The organism is Solwaraspora sp. WMMD1047 (assembly GCF_029626155.1).
GTDB lineage: Bacteria > Actinomycetota > Actinomycetes > Mycobacteriales > Micromonosporaceae > WMMD1047.
Genome location: NZ_JARUBL010000001.1, coordinates 1,415,016 through 1,431,777 on the forward strand (window position 1 = coordinate 1,415,016; position 16,762 = coordinate 1,431,777).

The window sequence follows — 16,762 nt, forward strand, 5'->3', positions numbered from 1 at the left end:
CAAGGTGGCTATCCGAGACCTGGGCACGCCGGACACCGGTGCCCCGACCAGCGCCGGCCGCGCCCCCGCCCCGGCCGGGGTCGGCGGGCGACCGCTGCGGATCGCGATGATCGGGCAGAAGGGCATGCCCGCGACGTACGGCGGGATCGAGCGGCACGTCGAGGAGCTGGCCAGCCGGTTGGCCGGCCGCGGCCACGAGGTGACCGTCTACTGCCGGGAAAGCTACGGTTCGGTCCCGCTGGACGCCTACCGGGGGGTGCGACTGCGCCAGGTGCGCACCATCGCCAGCAAGCACCTCGACGCGATCGTGCACTCCAGCACCTCGACGCTCGCCGCGCTGCGGGACCGGCCGGACATCGTGCACTACCACGGACTCGGGCCGGGTCTGGTCGCCCCGCTGCCCCGCTACCTGGCCAGATCGAAGGTGGTGCTGACCGTGCACGGGCTGGACCACCAGCGGGCCAAGTGGGGCCGGGCGGCGCGGGCCGTGCTGGAGACCGCGCACTGGTTCAGCGGCCACGTCCCGGACGCCCGGGTCGCGGTCTCCCGGGCACTGGCCGCGCACTACCAGACCCGGTTCGGCACCGAGGCCCGCTACATCCCGAACGGGGTCGCCGCGCCCCGGCAGCTGCCGGCCCGGCAGATCCGCTCCCGGTTCGGCCTGGCCCCCGGCGGCTACCTGCTGATGGTCGGCCGGTTGGTGCCGGAGAAGTCGGCGGACCTGATGATCCGGGCGTTCCGCCGGGTGCGGACCGGGCTGCGGCTGGTGATCGTGGGCGGGTCGTCGTTCAGCGACGACTTCGTGGCCCGGGTCCGCGCCGAGGCCGCCGACGACCCGCGGGTCGTGCTCACCGGCTTCGCGTACGGGGACCTGCTGGCCGAGCTGTACTCCAACGCGGCCGGCTTCGTGCAGCCGTCCCGGCTGGAAGGGTTGCCGCTGACCCTGCTGGAGGCGGCCTCGTACGGGCTGCCGGTGGTGGCCAGCGACATCTCCCCGCACCTGGAGGTGCTGGTGGCCGACGCGCCCGGCCGGCGGCTGTTCCGCGACGGCGACGCCGACGACCTGGTCCGGGCGGTGACCCGGCTGGTCGCCGACCCGGCGGGGGAGCGGACCGGCGCCGCCGTGCTGCGCGACCGGGTCGCCGACGAGTACACCTGGGAGGTGGCCACCGGCGAGCTGGAGCGGCTCTACCGGGACCTGCTGCGCCCCCGCCGGTGGGGCCGGACGCGACCGGTCGGGTGATGGCGCGGCCCGCCGGTTTGCCCCATACTTCCCGCGTCAAGGCCGGGTACGCAGCGCCGGCGGGCGGGCGAACAGGACGGCGGGTCGGCGTTCGGTGACAACAGTGGTACGGCACGTCCGCAACGCGGGCGGGACGCGGGGCGGTGCGCTGTTGACCGCCCTGGCCGCGCTGGCCGCGGCCGGGGTCGCCGTACTGGCCGGGCTGTCGCTGGCCGCCGGTGACCGCCGGGGTGTGGTGCTGCCGCTGGCGGCGGCGGCCGGGCTGGCGGTGGCGGCGCTGGCGGTCACCCGGTTCGCCGGGTACGTGCTGCTGATCCTCGCGATCCGCCCGCTCGTCGACCTGGTCAAGCTCAGCGGCCCGACGGCCGGCCGGACCGGGGTCGACCCGGCGGCCCGGTTCACCGACCCGTCCACCCTGCTCGCGGTGCTCTTCCTGCTCACCGCCGGGCTCTGGCTGGCCGCCCAGGTCAGCCGGCACGGCCGGCTGCGCGGCTCCCCGCTGGGCTGGGCGATGCTGCTGGTCGGCGCGACCGGCCTGATCAGCGCGCTCGGCGCCGACCGGCCGACGCCGAGCCTGCTGGAGGCGCTGCGGATCCTCACCGTGGTGGTGATGTTCGTGGTGCTGGAGCAGCTGCTGCCGGACCGGGCCGCGCTGCGCCGGGTGCTGCTGGCCTGCTACGCGTCGCTGGCGCTGGCGCTGGGCTACACCGTGCTGGCGTCCGTGGCCGGGGCGGTCCCGTCCGAGGTGAAAGGGGAGTTCGTCCGGATCAGCGGGCCGTTCACCCAGTCCACCACCTTCGGCCGCTACCTGATGTTCATGGTGATCTTCGGGTTCGGCATCTACCGGTTCCTCGGGCCGCGCTGGAGGGTGGCGTTGGCGGTCCTGCTCGCCGGATCGCTGGGCTTCCTGCTGACCACCAACACCCGGTCGGCGATCCTCGGCGCCGCGATCGGGCTGGTCGTGGTGGCGCTGCTGCACCGCAGCGGCCGGCTGCTCGCCGTGCTGCTGGTGGTCGCGGTGGCCGGGGTGGCGCTGCTGCCGGCGGTCGGCGACCGGTTCGCCCAGCTCGCCGACTCCCGGCCGGTCGGCGGCGGCCCGACCGGCAACACGCTGGCCTGGCGGGTCGGCTACTGGACCGAGATCGTCGGGTTGGCCAACCGGAACCCGGTCACCGGGATCGGCCCGAACATGACCCAGCACCAGACCGCCGAGGCGAAGAAGCCGCACAACGACGTGCTCCGGGCGTACGTGGAGACCGGTGTGGTCGGGCTGCTGGCGTACCTGGTGATGGTTTTTCTGCTGTTGCACACCGCGCGGCTGGCGCTGCGCCGGGCGCCGCCGGGCAGCCTGGAGCGGGGGATCGCGGTGGGTTTCGCCGGCTGCGCGGTGGCGTTCGTCGCGGTCAGCCTCGCCTCGAACGTGATCTCGAACGTGGTCACCCTCTGGTACTTCGTCGCGTTCGCGGCGGCCGCCGGCGCCGTCGCGCGGCGCCCCGTGCACACTGACCAGGTCGTTGAGAAGGTATGAGTAGGAGCCCGAGCGTGGAGATCGTCGACTACCTGCGGATCGCCCGCCGCCGGCTGTGGATCCTGCTGGGGGTGCCGGTGCTGGCCGCCGGTGCCGCGGCCGGGGTGGTGCTGCTCGCCCCGCAGCAGTACACCGGCACCGCGTACGTGGCGGCGCCGGCCCTGGTCGGCGGGGCCGCCGCCCAGCAGTACACCGGCACCCAGGCCGCCGCCCAGTTCGTGGCCGCGTTCGGCGCGGCGGCCACCTCGCCCCGGGTGCTGGACGAGGTGGCCGCCGACACCGGCGTGCGGGTGTCCCGGCTGCGCGACGGGCTGGCGGTGCGCCAGGTCGGCGCGAGCAGCCAGCTGGAGCTGAGCTACACGGCGTCGGCGCGCGGCACGGTGCGCCCGGTGCTGGAGGCGACCAGCGGCCGGGCGCTGGCGTTCCTCTTCTCGTCCCAGGTGGACATCGCCACCGAGCAGGTGAGCGCCGCCAGCGACGACGTGACGGCGGCGACCGCGGCGATCACCGCCTGGGAGAAGGAGAACAAGGTCTCCCAGCCGGACAAGCTCTACCAGGCCACCCTCAACGAGTTGGCAAGTCTGCGCCAGCAGCGGCTGTCGATGCAGGCGGTCGGCAACAGCCGGGGCGCGAACGCCGCCGCGGAGGCGATCGAGGCCGGTCAGCGGCAGCTCGACACGATCGGCCCGAAGCTGCCGGACTACCAGGCGCTGCTCGCCCAGCGGGACGCCGCCACCGCCGCGATGTCGCAGGCCCGGCAGGAGCTGCAGGCGGCCCGCGCGCAGACCCGGGCGGCCGATCCGGCGTCGGTGACGAGCGTCGGCCAGGTGACCGCGGTGTCCCGGCTCCGGGAGCTGGTCGCCACCGCGCTGCCGGTGGCCGGCGCCGGACTGCTGCTCGCCGTCGCGCTGGTGGCGATCCTGGAACTGCTGGCCCGCGGCCGGGCCCGCGAGCCGGTCGCCCGGCCCGGCCCGTCCGGCGACCCGCGCCCCGAACCGACCGAAACCATCGGGTACGCCCACCGCGACGCGACCGCCCAACACGGCGCGGGAGGTGAGCGCGGTTCGGGGGAGCGCAGTTCGGTTGGTCAGCACAATTCGGTTGGTCAGCACAGCGCGGTCCAGCACGAGGCGGTCGGGCCGAACGGTGGGTCAGGCCGGCGCTCGGATCTGGCGGGCCTGCCCGGCCGGTCGGTGACGTGACGGCGGAGTCCACCCGTCCCGACCCGGCTGCCGTCGGCCCGGCTGCTGTCGGCCCGCCCGCCGTCGACCCGGCCGGCGCTGGTTCGGAGTCCGACGGCGCGGACCGCAGTGTTCGGGGGATGGCCCGGGGTGGAGGGCTCAACCTGGTCGGGGCGATCCTCAACCAGGCCGCCGTCTTCGTCATCATGCTGCTGCTGGCCCGGGTGCTCGGCATCACCGAGGTCGGCCGGTACGCCCAGTGCTACGCCGTGCTGGCCCTGCTCGGCCTGCTGTCGCTCTCCGGCTTCCGGGCCGGGCTGACCCGGTTCGTGGCGACCGGCCTGGCCGACGACGACCCGGCCGCGGTCCGCGGCACGGTCCGGCTCGGGCTGGCCATCTCGGCCGCCTCGGCCAGCGCCGTCGCGGTCGTGCTGGCGCTTGCCGCACCGGCGCTGGCCGGCCTGCTCAACGACCCGGAACTCGTCACCGGGCTGCGGCTGGTCGCGCTCACCCTGCCCGCGTTGACGGTCTGCGAGGCGGCGTTGGCGGCCACCCGGGGCTGGCGCACCCAGCGGCCGTTCACCCTGATCGGCCAGCTATACGAGCCGGGCGCCCGACTGGCGCTCACCGCGCTGGCGCTGGTGGCCGGCGCCGGCCTGACCGGCACCTTCTGGGCGCTGGTCGGCGCGGCCTGGACGGCGGCGCTGCTCGCGCTCGGGGCGCTGGCCCGGCTGCTGCGCCGGGTGCCGGCGGACCGGGTGGTCTACCGGCCCCGGGAACTGTTCAGCTTCTCCACGGTGAGCTGGTTCTCCTCGCTGGCGTCGACCGGGCTGATCTGGGTGGACACCCTGATGCTCGGCGCCTTCGGCAACCCCGACATCGGCCTCTACAACGTGGCCACCCGGCTGGTCACCGTGGCCATCTTCGTGCTGGCGCCGATCAACGCGGCGTTCGGCCCGTACCTCGCGCACCTGCACCACCAGGGCCGCGCCGACGAGGTACGCCGCATCTACGGCGCCGCCACCGGCTGGGTGGTCCGGCTGTCCCTGCCGGCCTTCGTGGCGCTGCTGGTTTTCCCCGAGGCGCTGCTGCGGCTCTTCGGCGGAGCGTTCGCCGCCGGCGCGGCGGTGACGGTGATCCTGGCGCTCGGGCAGTTGGTGAACGCGGCCACCGGCCCGTGTGGCACGGTGCTGAACATGTCCGGCCGGGTCGGGCTGAACATGGCCGACAACATCGCGGCGCTGCTGCTGAACGTGCTGCTGAACCTCTGGCTGATTCCGGCGTACGGCATCATCGGCGCGGCGGTGGCCTGGGCGGTGTCGCTGGCCGTGGTGAACGTGGCCCGGGTGCTGCAGGTCCGGGCGGTGACCGGCGCGCTGCCGGTGACCGCCGGGATGCTCAAGGGGCTGCTGGCCGGGCTGGTCGCGCTGCTGGCCGGCGTGGTGGTGCGGCTGCTGGTGCCCGGCTGGCCGGCGCAGCTGGCGGTCGGCCTGCCGGTGGTGGCGGCCGGCTACCTGACGGCGGTGCTCGCCCTCGGGCTGAGCCGGGAGGACACCATGGTGCTGCGCACCCTGGCCCGCCGCGGCCGAACCACACCCAGTCCCGCCGACCCGGCCGCGGCCGGCGCCGACGCGGCCGGCGGGGCTGGCGCGGCGCGCAGAGCTGGCGCGGCCGGCGGAGTTGGTGCCGCCGGCGCGGCTGGCCGTGGTGGCGTGGTCGAGGCCTCTGGCGGCGACGCGGCTGGCGCGGCCGGCGGAGTTGGTGCCGCCGGCGCGGCTGGCCGTGGTGGCGTGGTCGAGGCCTCTGGCGGCGACGCGGCTGGCGCGGCCGGCGGAGTTGGTGCCGCCGGCGCGGCTGGCCGTGGTGGCGTGGTCGAGGCCTCTGGCGGCGACGCGGCTGGTGCGGCGGGCGGGGCAGCCGCCGATGCGGGGGCCGGGGTCGGTGGTGGCGTGGTCGAGGGCGCGGGCGGCGATGCGGTTGGCGGGGCGGGTCGGCGGGCGGCTGAGGGGGCGGCGCGGTGACGGCGGGTGGGCGGCGTACCACAGTGGACCGGGTCCGACGTACCGTGCGGGGGGTGCGGGCCTGGACCCGCGCGGCGCTGCCGGGGCCGGTCGGCGCGTTGCCGGACTTCCTCATCATCGGCGGCCAGCGCTGCGGGACCACCTCGCTGCACCACTACCTGGCGGCTCATCCGGCGGTCCGGCCGGCCACCGGCAAGGAGCTGCAGTACTTCTCGATCCATCATGGACGTGGTGAGCGCTGGTACCGGGCGCACTTCCCGGCGCCCTCGGTCGGCAGGCTCTCCTTCGAGGCGAGCCCGTACTACCTGTTCCACCCGAGCGTGCCGGCCCGGGTGGCGGCGACGCTGCCGGCCGGCCGCTTCATCGCGCTGCTGCGTGACCCGGTCGAGCGGGCGTACTCGCACTACCTGCACACCCGCTCGTACGGGGCTGAACCGTTGCCGTTCGCGGACGCGGTCGCGGCGGAGGAGGGTCGGCTGGCGGTGGCGCTGCGCGACGGCCCGGACACCCCGGCCGCCCACGCCGCGCTGCGTATCCACTCCTACCTGGCCCGGGGCCGCTACGCCGAGCAGCTCGACCGGTGGTACGCGCAGCTGCCCGCCGATCGGATCCTGGTGCTACGCAGCGAGGACCTCTACGCCGACCCGGCCGCCACCTACGCCCGGGTGCTGCGCTTCCTCGACCTGGACCCGTTCACCCCGGCGGCCTTCGAACGACACACCCGCCGGGTCGATCCCGCCGACAGCGCGCTCACCGACTCGCTCCGCACCGACCTGGCCGGCTACTTCGCCCCGCACAACGCCCGCCTCGCCGACCTCCTCAACTGGCCGACCACCTGGCCCTGACCGGGCCGCCGCCCACCTTGATCAAATGATGAAAACGGTCGCTGTCGAGGGCTCTCAGCGACCGTTTTCATCATTTGATCAAGGGGCGCTGTTGTCCGCGCGGCCGGTCCAGTCGCGTAGGGCCTGGTGGGCGGCGCGGGTGTCGGGGTGGTTGGTGCCGAGGAGGTGTTGGCAGGTGGCGGCCACCGTTCGCATCTCCGCGATCGCCTCGGCGGTGCGGCCGGCCGCCCGGTACCCGTACGCGAGGTCGGACCGGGTGCGCAACGACTGCGGGTGTTGCGGTCCGAGCCGGAGCTCCGCGTCAGCCGCCATCCGCCGCAGCACGTCGACGGTGCCGGCGGAGTGACCCGGCGAGCCGGCCGAGAGTGCCAGCCGGGCGCGCTCGGCCGGGGTGCCCGGGCTCGACGCAGCAGCCCCGGAATCCCCCACCGGGCCGTCGGCCGGCGGCCGCACCGGGACGCTGGCCGACGGGCCGGTGGGGGACGGCGGGCCGGCGGGGTCGCCGGGCGGGGCGGTGGCGGTGGCGGTGGTCAGGTGGCGGACCGGGTCGTCGATCGGGTCGGCGGGGCCGGCGGTGACCGGCAGCGCCGCGGTCAGGTCGTAGTGACCGGCTGCGGTTCCGGCGGGGTCGGTCCGGGCCAGAACCGCGTGGGCGGCGTCAGCCAACTGCCGCCGGTCGGCGGCGGGCAGCCCGTCGAGCCGGGACCGCAGCTCGTCCGGCTCAGCCGTGCCGGAGCCGATCCTCCGGTAGCCGACCGTCCCGGGGGCGGCGTCCAGCAGCCCGGCCACTGTGTCGTGTAGAGAGTTCAGTTCCGGGTCCCCGTCCGTACCCGGGTCCCGGTGCGCCGCCGCCAGGGCGGCGGCCACCAGGTGCGCCAGGTCCATCGCAGCGCCTCCATTCGATTTTTGCCAGCCGGGTGGATCTCGCAATTTTAGTCGACCTTTCTCCATCGGCGGCCGACCAATCCGAATCGAGGCGATGATTATCGGGGCAGCTTGACGGGTCGGCCGAGATATCTCGACCGACCCGCCGGCCCGTCAGTTCGGCGTGCTCCGGAAGCCCGCGATTCCAGCTCGGCTAGTTTGTTGGCGAAACGACCGCCACGTCGGTCACCGTCGAGCACTGGATCCACTCGTATGGCGCGGTTCCGAGACCGATGCAGCCGGCCGGCGCGGACGGCCAGACATATCCCGGGGGAGCCTTCAGTGCGTGAATGTTGCCGGCCCAGTAGCCGCCGGCGCAGGTTACCCCGCCGCAGGCGTAGTAGCCCCGGGAAATGGGAGTGACAACGCAGTTGACGCAGTTGACGCTCGGGCCCTCACCAAGGTGGGTGCCGTCCCGCCACATTGACGCGGTGACCACCATTCCGGCCATGTACTGGTCCGGCCCGGTCACGGTGCAGATCGCCTGCGCCTCATAGTCCAACGTCACCGACGTCAGGGCCCCGTTGGTGTAGGAGGCGATGCCGTTGAAGCCGACCGGGTACCGGCAGCCGCCCCCGGGCGGCGCCACAGCCGCCAGCGAGGCGGTCTCACCGGTCTTGAGGTTCTTCAGCTTGAACTGCCCGTACGTCTCGAGTGACTTCGCGGTCATCTCGGACTTGATCTGCACGTGCTCGACGGTGGGGGTGGTGTCGGCGGCCAGCGCCGGCGCGGCCGGGACCAGCGCCAGGGCCAGTCCACCGGCCAGGGCGAGCAGGGTCTTTCTCACCACGGTTCTGATACCTCCTTCGCTCAGGTGAGCGAGAGTCGGGAAACGAGGTTTGAGACTTGCGGAGACAGGTGGAAGGCGCCGCCGTGAGGGGCCAGAAATATCCGCACGGCGACCATGAGAAATGGCGGGCTTCTGGCTGCCATTTGATGAGCGGGCAGGGTTCACCGGCCGATCGCCGAACGAATTTCAGGACATGCGAAATCCAGGCTGGACCGGATCATTGCTGCGAGTCATGGTGAATCTTGAGGGTGCCTTGACGTCACCCTGTTCGCAAAGCGAACTCCAAATACATTTGTGCCTCCCCGTGCGTCCCCGTGTACGGCCCGTGATTGTCGTGGCATTCGATCGGGCCGTTCTCAATGCGGCTGAGCCTAACAGGATGAATGTCCTGGATCAAGCAATCCGCATCGATCCGCGAAGTGGTCCAGGACGGCCGCTGCCGGTCCCGGACGATCCGCTCCGCTTCGGCGGATCCATGGTCGCCGGATGACAAATGTCGATGTCAGCGCGCGGTGGTCACCCCCGGCCGCCGGCCCCGTCCGACATCGGTCGACCAGTCGTCAGGCGGGTGACCACCACCCCGGCGATGTCGTCCAGCGGGACGAATCCCCAGCTGCGGGAGTCCGCGCTCGACGGAGCCTCGCCCAACAGGACGGCTGACCCGGCGGGCACGGAACCGCCGCCGCCGACGGCCGACCGGACCGACGGCGGTACGGGGTGTCCGGGCAGCGCCGCCAGCCGCTTGACGAGCCAGGCGGTGGCCAGTGGCTCCTTGCCGGCGTCCCGACGACCGCCCTCCTGGTGGTGCGCGAGCACCACGTCGCCGACCCGGAACCGCCGCGTGTGGCGCACCAGCAGCCGGTCGCCGGCCCGGTAGGTGGGTGCCATGCTGTCACCCACCACCTCGATGACGACCAAACGTCGCCGGGCGGCGGCGAGAGCGGCCGCCAGCGCGGTCAGCCCGACAAGTCCGATGACGGTGATTCGGAAGCGGCGTGTCCGCCGATGTCCTTCAATGTTCATGAATGCTCCCCGTCGGTTGGTGAGCCAAGCCAACCGGTTGACGCCATTCGATGGCAAGTCGTAGGTTCGGAGGGAGGGTCGAGATGCCTTGATCGGCTCAAGCGGAAGCATCGCCTACGGGGGGCTCATGCGGGTTGTCGTCACCACGGTCATTTTTCTGATCATCGGCGTTCTCGCCGTGTCGCTGTTTACCAAAATCCGCGGCCCGGGGAGTTTTCGCGGGTTCGTCGGTGCCGTCGCCGGGTTGCGCGTGATCCCGGCTGGGTGGGCCGGCCCGGTGGCGGTGGTCGCCGTCAGCGCCGAGGCCGTCGTGGTCGGGCTGCTCGCCTGGCCGGCGGCGCTCGCCCCCGGGCTCGCGGCGGCGACGCTCCTGTTCGGCGGCTTCACCGCCACGCTGCTCGCGGCGATCCGCCGAGGAGCCCAGGTGGGCTGCCACTGCTTCGGTGCGAGCGCAGCGCCGGTGGCGGTCCGGCACGCGGTCCGCAGCGGGTTTCTCGCCATCGCGGCGGCGGCCGCGTTCTGTTGCGTGCCCCTGCTGCCCGCCGATCCGCGGACCGGCCTGGGCGCGTCGGAGCTGCTGGCCGCGCTCGCCACCGCCGGGGTGGCCGTGGCTGTGCTGGTCCGGCTCGATGACCTGGTATGGCTGTTCCGGGGTCCTACCCCAGCCCGCTGAGTCCGCCTCACTGCGTTTCATCGCCCGAAATCTGCTCTTCGCGGGGTAGCCCTCCGTAGCGAATTACCGGCTTTTGACTACGCATTGATGTTAGCGCTAACACACTTGATCAAGGAGATGTCGTGGCCCTCTTGTCTGTAGCCGTCATCGTGCTGACGGTACTCGTCCTCATCGACCTGGTACTCAGTGCCGCGATCATTCGCAGGTTGCGGGAGACCGAAGCGAAGATCACCGAGATGAACACGCCGCCCGAGTCCGGAATCATGCTCGGGGAGCCAATGCCGGAGTTCGAGACGGACGGCGGCGAACTGACCCACGCCGACCTGGCCGGCGGGCCGGCGCTGGTCGGATTCTTCTCCGCCGGTTGCCGGCACTGCCCCACTCAGGCCGAGCGGTTGGCCGACCGGGCGCCGGAGATCACGGGCACCGGCGTGCGGGTGGTAAGCGTTCTCACCTCGGGCGACGGGGCGACCGAAGACCTCGCCCCGACGCTGCGCAAAGCGGGCACCGTCATCGTGGAGCCGGACTCCGCGGCGATGATGGCGACCTTCCGGGAGGGGGCGACCCCCACCTTCCTGATGTTCGGCGGCGACGGGCGGCTGCTTGCCAGAGGGCACGACCTCGGCGCGGTGCTGGACGGGAAATGAGCCCTCGCCCCCTGTCGGTGGTGCGCCGACCGGCCTCGCTCGTCCGCCGCGCGCTCGGGATCTACCTCGGCGCCGCGCCCTGGGCCGCCGGGGTCAGCGTCGTCGTCATGGTGATCGGCGGACTCGCCCCGGTCGCCGTCGCCTGGTTCACCCGAGCGATCATCGACGGCCTTTCGGCGTCCGACCCGGCCCAACTCTGGTTCGGGGTGGTCGGGTTCGGAACGCTGGCAGTCGTCTCACCCGTCGTGTCGCACGTCGCCCAGTACGTCGCGCGAGAGGCGGAACGACGGGTGCGGGTCCGCACCCAACTGGAACTGTTCACCGCCGTCTCCGCCCATCCCGGCCTGGCCGAACTGGAGGACAGCACCTACCACGACCGGCTGCGGCTGGCCCGGGAGGCGAGCCAGTTCGCGCCGGCCCAGCTCAGCACGTCGTTCCTCGGGATCGGCCAGGAACTGATCACGATCGTCGCGTTCGGCGGCACGCTGCTGCACTGGTCCCCGCTGGTCGGTGCACTGGTCTTCCTCTCCGCCGCACCGACCCTCGTCGCCCAGCTTCGGCTGGCCAGGATGCGCGGTGCGATGCTGCAACGCACCGCCCCGCTCTTCCGCCGGCAGGCGTTCTACGCGGCGCTCCTGCTCGACGTGCGGGCCGCGAAGGAGATCCGACTGTTCGACCTCGGCGGGTTCCTGCGTACCCGGATGCTGCGTGAGCTGCGGGCGGCCCAGTCGCAGGAGCGGCGCCAGGACCGGTTGGCGCTCGCGGTGGACAGCGCGCTCGCCGCACTGACGGGTGTCGTCGCGCTGGCCGCGCTGGCCGTCTTCGTCACGCAGGCCGCCGCCGGACGGGGCACGATCGGCGACCTCGTGGTGGTCATCGCGGCACTGGGCGCCCTGCAGATGTCGGTGTCCGGTCTGGTCCAGCAGATCGCCACCCTGGGGGAGACGTTGATCATGTTCGGCCATTACGTCGACATCACGGCGGTCATCCGCCCGGCGGTGCGGGGCGCACCGCGGCCGGCCGCACCGCCGCTGGCCCACCAGCTCGAGTTCGACGACGTCTGGTTCCGGTACGCACCGGACCACGACTGGGTCCTGCGTGGCCTGACCCTGCGGATTCCCCGCGGGACGTCGATCGCGCTCGTGGGCGACAACGGCGCCGGCAAGTCGACCCTGGTGAAGCTGCTCTGCGGCTTCTACCCGCCGACCCGGGGCACCATCCGCTGGGACGGGGTCGACATCACCAGCTACGACCCGGCGTCGCTGCGGGCCCGCATCGGCGCCACCTTCCAGGACTTCATGACCTACGAACTCTCCGCCCACGACAACATCGCCGTCGGCGACCTGGCCGCGGCGAAGGACCCGGCCCGGGTCGCCGCGGCGGCCGGCACCGCCGGCATCCACGCCGCCCTGCGCGCCCTCCCGAGGGGGTACGACACGATGCTGACCAGGGCCTTCAGCGACGGTGCCGCGGAGGCCGGCGACACCGGCGTGGTGCTGTCCGGCGGGCAGTGGCAGCGGATGGCCCTGGCCCGCGCCGCCCTGCGCGTCGGCACCGACCTGCTGATCCTCGACGAACCGTCCGCCGGTCTCGACGTGACCGCCGAACACGAGATCCACCACCGCCTGACGTCGCTGCGTCGGCATCACACCAGCCTGCTCATCTCCCACCGGCTCAACACCGTCCGCGACGCCGACCTCATCGCGGTGCTGTGCGACGGCGTCATCGCCGAACAGGGCAACCACCCCGAGCTGATGGCGGCGGGCGGCCGGTACGCCGAACTGTTCCGGCTCCAGGCATCCGGCTACGACGACGTTCGGGCCACCCGGGTGGCCCGATGACCCCCCGGGTGTCGATGCGGGTCGGCCTGCTCGGGCCGCTGGAGGTGACCGTCGCCGGGCAGGAGATGGCGGTCGGCGGGCCGGGCCGGCGGGCGTTGCTCGCGGCGCTGGCTCTCAACGTCGGCACCCCGGTCGGCGTCCCACAACTGGTCGAGGCGATCTGGGACGACCGGCCACCGGCGACGGCGACAACCAAGCTGCAGGGGCACGTCTCCGCGCTGCGGCAGGGCCTGCTGCGGCTGGGCGGCGCCGACGCCGCCCACCTGCTGCAGACCCGGCCACCGGGCTACGTTCTCTGCGCCCACCGCACCTCGACCGACCTGATCCGCTTCGACGACCTGCTGCGGCAGGCCCGATGCGAGCGGCTGCCGGAAAGGGCGTCGCGGCGGGCGGAAACCCTCTCGGCGGCGCTGCGGCTGTGGCGCGGCGACGCCTGCACCGACATCCGGTCCGGCTGGGTGGCGAGCATGGCCGCGTCGCTTGACGAACGCCGGATGCGGGCGATGGAGGACCTCGCCGAGGCCCGGCTGATCCTCGGTGAGCACGACGTCGTGATCGACGCGATGGAGCCGATGGTCAGGCGGGTGCCCTACCGGGAACGGGCCTGGGAACACCTGATGGCCGCCCACCTGGGGCGCGGCGACACCGCGTCGGCGCTGGCCGCGTACGACGATCTCTGCCGCATCCTGACCACGGACCTCGGCGTCGGACCCGGCCGGCGGATCAGCCGGCTGGTCGGAATCGCGCGGGGATCCCGCGCGGTAGCAGATCGTTAGTGGATCGTTAATGGCTCATGACACGGTCAGGCTCCGGCACGACGTCGGACCCGCGACCGAAGGGAAACGCACCGATGAGGACGATCAGCAGGTTGGGCGACCGGATGCTGGCCGCCATGCTGCCCAAGGCCAAGGCCTCGGCGTGCTCGCACTGCCAGTACGCCTACACGGGTTGTGGCGGCCCGTACTGCTACTACTACTACAACAAGTACGTTTCGGGGCAGTGGCGCTGCTACGCCAACTCGCAGAACCTCTGCAACACCACGTACGTCAGCTACCGGGCGGGCTGCTGCTGACCGCGACCTGCCGACGCGCGGCCGGCAGGGCCTCCTCGGCCCTGCCGGCCGCGCCGTGCGTACCGCAGACTGGACCGACCGCAACGGTGGGTCGTCGAGGGGAGAGCCGATGCTGAGGATGGCCGCGGCGCAGTGGCGGGTGCGGGCCCGCCGGTCGCTGGCACTGCTGTCGATGATCGCGGTGGCGGTGGCCGGCTTCACCCTGCTCACCGGCGCGGCGGTGACCTCCCGGCTGGACACCGTCGGCACGGTCGAGGCCAACTACCGGCCCGCGTACGACATCCTGGTCCGCCCCCGCAGCGAGGTGCTGCCGCTGGAAACCCAGCGCAGCCTGGTCCAGTCCGGACAGCTCGCCGGCATGCGGGGCGGCATCAGCCACGACCAGTGGCGGCAGATCCAACAGGTCCAGGAGGTGTCCGTCGCGGCACCGGTGGCTGTCGTCGGCTACCTGATGCGCACCGTGCCCGTCACCGTCGACCTGGCCGACGACCTCGACCCGGACGCCGAGCGCCAGGTGCTGCGGGTGCAGCCCACCTGGGTGACCGACTCGGGACTGAGCCGGATCCCCGACGGACCGGCCTTCCTCTACTCGACCAGGAACCGGCTGGACCAGAAGCCGTTCAGCGAATGGCGCAGCGGGGAGGGTCAACCCCCGCCTGAGGAGGTCGACCCGGACGGCACCCGGCGACCGATCTGCCCGTCGGTGGAGTCCATCGGCCAGCAGGACTTCATCGACCCCACCGACGCGGCGGGCCGGTCCTCCCTGACCTGCGTGGGCGGGCGCGGATCGGCGGACATCTTCGGCCGGCCGACGGCGCCGACCGTCACCCTGGCCTGGTCGGTACCGTTCCTGATGGCCGCCGTCGACCCGGAGTCCGAGGCGGCGTTGGCCGGACTGGACTCGGCGGTCACCTCGGGACGGTACTTCGAAGCGGCGGAGGAGCCGACCGAGCAGCGGCTGGACGGCATGCCGTACCCGTACTCGCAGCTGCCGATCCTGATCGCGGACCGACCCCAGGTCGATGCCGGGCTGGAGTTGGACGTGCAGCGGATGGAGCCCGGCGCCGTCGACCTGGTCCGGGCCGGGACCGACAACCAGCGGCTGCGCGCCGAGCTGCGGGACCGGTCCGGGACCTCGATCGCCCGGCGGTCGGTCCCGATCGACGCTCCCTACCGGAAGATGGTCGAGCAGCTGCGCAATCCCTCCACCGACGGGGTCGGCTTCGACGGCGGCGAACTGCCGGGAGTGGCCAACACGCTGTGGTTCGATCGCTTCTGGACGGTCGGCCCGGCGCAGCTGACCCAGTCCGGCGACGACCTGCGGGCGCGTCCCGTACCCCAGGACCTGAAGATCTGGGGGCCCGGCTCGGACTCGGGGGTGTCGGCCAACCCGGTGCCGATGGAGTTCGCCGACACCGGCGTGCGGGACGGGGTGGCGCTGCACCGCAACGACACCACCGAACACGAGTTGCGACCCGGCGACATCAGCATGCCCGACGCCACGCTGAACGCGGTCGGCACGTTCGACCCGGCGAAGGTGGCGCTGGGGGGCACCCTGTCGGCGGTGCCGATGGACACCTACTACAACCCCGGCGCCGAGGGCGCTGACGAGGCGTCCCGCCAGGCGTTGGGCGGCCGGCGGCTGGAACCGAACGCCAACGTCACCGGGCTGCTCAGCCAGCCGCCGCTGATGCTCACCACCATGGCGGCGCTGCCGAAGATCTTCGGCCCGGACGGCTACACGACCGAACCCGACTACCCGGAGTACCAGCTCAACTCGGCGGCGCCGATCAGCGTGGTACGCGTCCGGCTGGCCGGCGAGGTGGGCTTCGACCCGGTGTCCCGCGAGCGGGTGCGCCTGGTCGCCCAGGAGATCGCCGAGCGGACCGGCCTGCAGGTCGACATCACACTCGGCTCCTCACCCACCGCCGTGACCGTGCACTACCCGGCGGGCGAGTTCGGCCGGCCGGACCTGGCGGTCGCCGAGCCCTGGGTACAGAAGGGGGTCGCCGCGGTGCTGGTGCGCGCCGCCGACCGCAAGAGCGTTCTGCTCTCCGCGCTGGTGCTCGCGGTCTGCGCGCTGGCGGTGCTGAACGCGAACAGCGCCGCCGTCCGCTCCAGACGCTCCGAACTCGGCATCCTGGCCTGCGTCGGCTGGACCAGGCGCCAACTGATGCTGCTGCTGGTCACCGAGACAGCCGGCATCGGCCTCGCCGCCGGGCTGGCCGGCACCCTGCTCGCGATACCGCTCGCGTACGCGTTCGACCTGGACGTGGGCTGGGGACACGCGCTGCTGGCCATCCCCGCCGCCGTGCTGCTCGCGCTGGTGGCCGGCGGTTGGCCGGCGTGGCGGGCGGCCCGCTCCGACCCCGGCACGGTCATCCGGCCCGCCGTCCTGGTGGCGGCCACCCGCCGCCGGGCACCGCGGCGGGTGACCGGCCTGGCCCTGGCGAACCTGGCCCGCACCCCCGGCCGGACGCTGCTCGGCGCGGCGAGCCTGACGATCGGGGTGGCGGCGCTGACGATGCTGCTGGCGATCACCTTCGCGTTCCGGGGCACGGTGACCGGCACCCTGCTCGGCGAGGCGGTCTCCCTGCAGGCCCGCACGGTCGACTATCTCGCGGTGGCCGTCACCATCGTGCTGGGCATCGTCTCCGTCGCCGACGTGCTCTACCTCAACATCTCCGAGCGCGCCGGGGAGCTCGCCCTGTTCACCGCGGTCGGCTGGACCGACCCGATCCTGAACCGGCTGGTCCTCACCGAGGCGGTCGGCATGGGCGTGATCGGCGGGGTGCTCGGTGCCGGCCTCGGCCTGGCCGGCGCGTCCCTGTTCGCCGGCGGCGTCACCGCCGCCGTCGCCTGGTGCGCGGTCGCCGCGCTGCTCGCCGGCATCGCCGTCGCCGGGATCGCGGTGGCGGTGCCGATAGTGCTGATCCGCCGCCTGCCCACCGCCCAACTCCTCGCCCAGGAATGA

General features: G+C 73.0%; 14 protein-coding genes. 11 read left to right on the forward strand and 3 right to left on the reverse strand.

Annotation, left to right across the window (positions count from 1 at the left end):
* The first annotated feature begins 4 nt into the window (after nt 1–4).
* The 5 genes from O7627_RS06510 to O7627_RS06530 all read left to right on the forward strand — a co-directional run bounded on the left by O7627_RS06510 (nt 5) and on the right by O7627_RS06530 (nt 6,818).
* Entirely contained in the window at nt 5–1,243 is a 1,239-nt protein-coding gene (locus tag O7627_RS06510; RefSeq protein WP_278092590.1) for a glycosyltransferase family 4 protein, read from the forward strand.
* 94 nt (nt 1,244–1,337) lie between these two features.
* On the forward strand, nt 1,338–2,771 hold the full coding sequence (locus tag O7627_RS06515; protein ID WP_278092591.1) for an O-antigen ligase family protein: 1,434 nt from the start codon (nt 1,338–1,340) through the stop codon (nt 2,769–2,771).
* 14 nt (nt 2,772–2,785) lie between these two features.
* Nucleotides 2,786–3,973 carry a Wzz/FepE/Etk N-terminal domain-containing protein gene (locus O7627_RS06520; protein ID WP_278092592.1) on the forward strand — a complete coding sequence of 396 codons (1,188 nt, stop codon included), beginning with the start codon at nt 2,786–2,788 and terminating at the stop codon, nt 3,971–3,973.
* Entirely contained in the window at nt 3,970–5,973 is a 2,004-nt protein-coding gene (locus tag O7627_RS06525; RefSeq protein ID WP_278092593.1) for an oligosaccharide flippase family protein, read from the forward strand. Before O7627_RS06520 ends, O7627_RS06525 begins: the two co-directional genes overlap by 4 nt.
* Nucleotides 5,974–6,026: 53 nt before the next feature.
* A complete protein-coding gene (locus O7627_RS06530) occupies nt 6,027–6,818 on the forward strand; it encodes a sulfotransferase (RefSeq protein ID WP_278092594.1) in 792 nt (263 codons plus the stop codon).
* Nucleotides 6,819–6,896: 78 nt separating this feature from the next.
* On the opposite strand, the gene O7627_RS06535 is transcribed toward O7627_RS06530, so the two are convergent.
* The 3 genes from O7627_RS06535 to O7627_RS06545 all read right to left on the reverse strand — a co-directional run bounded on the left by O7627_RS06535 (nt 6,897) and on the right by O7627_RS06545 (nt 9,555).
* Nucleotides 6,897–7,703 (reverse strand): tetratricopeptide repeat protein, encoded by an 807-nt coding sequence (locus tag O7627_RS06535; protein WP_278092595.1) that lies wholly within the window; start codon nt 7,701–7,703, stop codon nt 6,897–6,899.
* Between the two features lie 193 nt (nt 7,704–7,896).
* Nucleotides 7,897–8,532 (reverse strand): hypothetical protein, encoded by a 636-nt coding sequence (locus O7627_RS06540; RefSeq protein ID WP_278092596.1) that lies wholly within the window; start codon nt 8,530–8,532, stop codon nt 7,897–7,899.
* A 516-nt stretch (nt 8,533–9,048) separates the two neighbouring features.
* The gene (locus tag O7627_RS06545) at nt 9,049–9,555 is read right to left on the reverse strand and encodes a S26 family signal peptidase (protein ID WP_278092597.1); all 507 of its coding nucleotides are present in this window, start codon (nt 9,553–9,555) and stop codon (nt 9,049–9,051) included.
* A 127-nt stretch (nt 9,556–9,682) separates the two neighbouring features.
* Between O7627_RS06545 and O7627_RS06550 the strand changes: the two genes are divergently transcribed.
* The 6 genes from O7627_RS06550 (at nt 9,683) to O7627_RS06575 (ending at nt 16,762) form a co-directional block, all read left to right on the forward strand.
* Entirely contained in the window at nt 9,683–10,228 is a 546-nt protein-coding gene (locus tag O7627_RS06550) for a MauE/DoxX family redox-associated membrane protein (protein WP_278092598.1), read from the forward strand.
* 122 nt (nt 10,229–10,350) lie between these two features.
* Entirely contained in the window at nt 10,351–10,875 is a 525-nt protein-coding gene (locus O7627_RS06555) for a redoxin domain-containing protein (RefSeq protein WP_278092599.1), read from the forward strand.
* Nucleotides 10,872–12,716: an ABC transporter ATP-binding protein gene (locus O7627_RS06560; RefSeq protein WP_278092600.1), complete on the forward strand. Its 1,845-nt coding sequence runs from the start codon at nt 10,872–10,874 to the stop codon at nt 12,714–12,716. The genes O7627_RS06555 and O7627_RS06560 overlap by 4 nt, the downstream gene beginning before the upstream one ends.
* Nucleotides 12,713–13,492, forward strand: a complete 780-nt coding sequence (locus O7627_RS06565; RefSeq protein WP_278092601.1) for a BTAD domain-containing putative transcriptional regulator — start codon at nt 12,713–12,715, stop codon at nt 13,490–13,492. Before O7627_RS06560 ends, O7627_RS06565 begins: the two co-directional genes overlap by 4 nt.
* Before the next feature lie 74 nt (nt 13,493–13,566).
* Nucleotides 13,567–13,788, forward strand: coding sequence for a hypothetical protein (locus O7627_RS06570; RefSeq protein WP_278092602.1), 222 nt, complete (start codon nt 13,567–13,569; stop codon nt 13,786–13,788).
* Between the two features lie 109 nt (nt 13,789–13,897).
* A complete protein-coding gene (locus O7627_RS06575) occupies nt 13,898–16,762 on the forward strand; it encodes an ABC transporter permease (RefSeq protein WP_278092603.1) in 2,865 nt (954 codons plus the stop codon).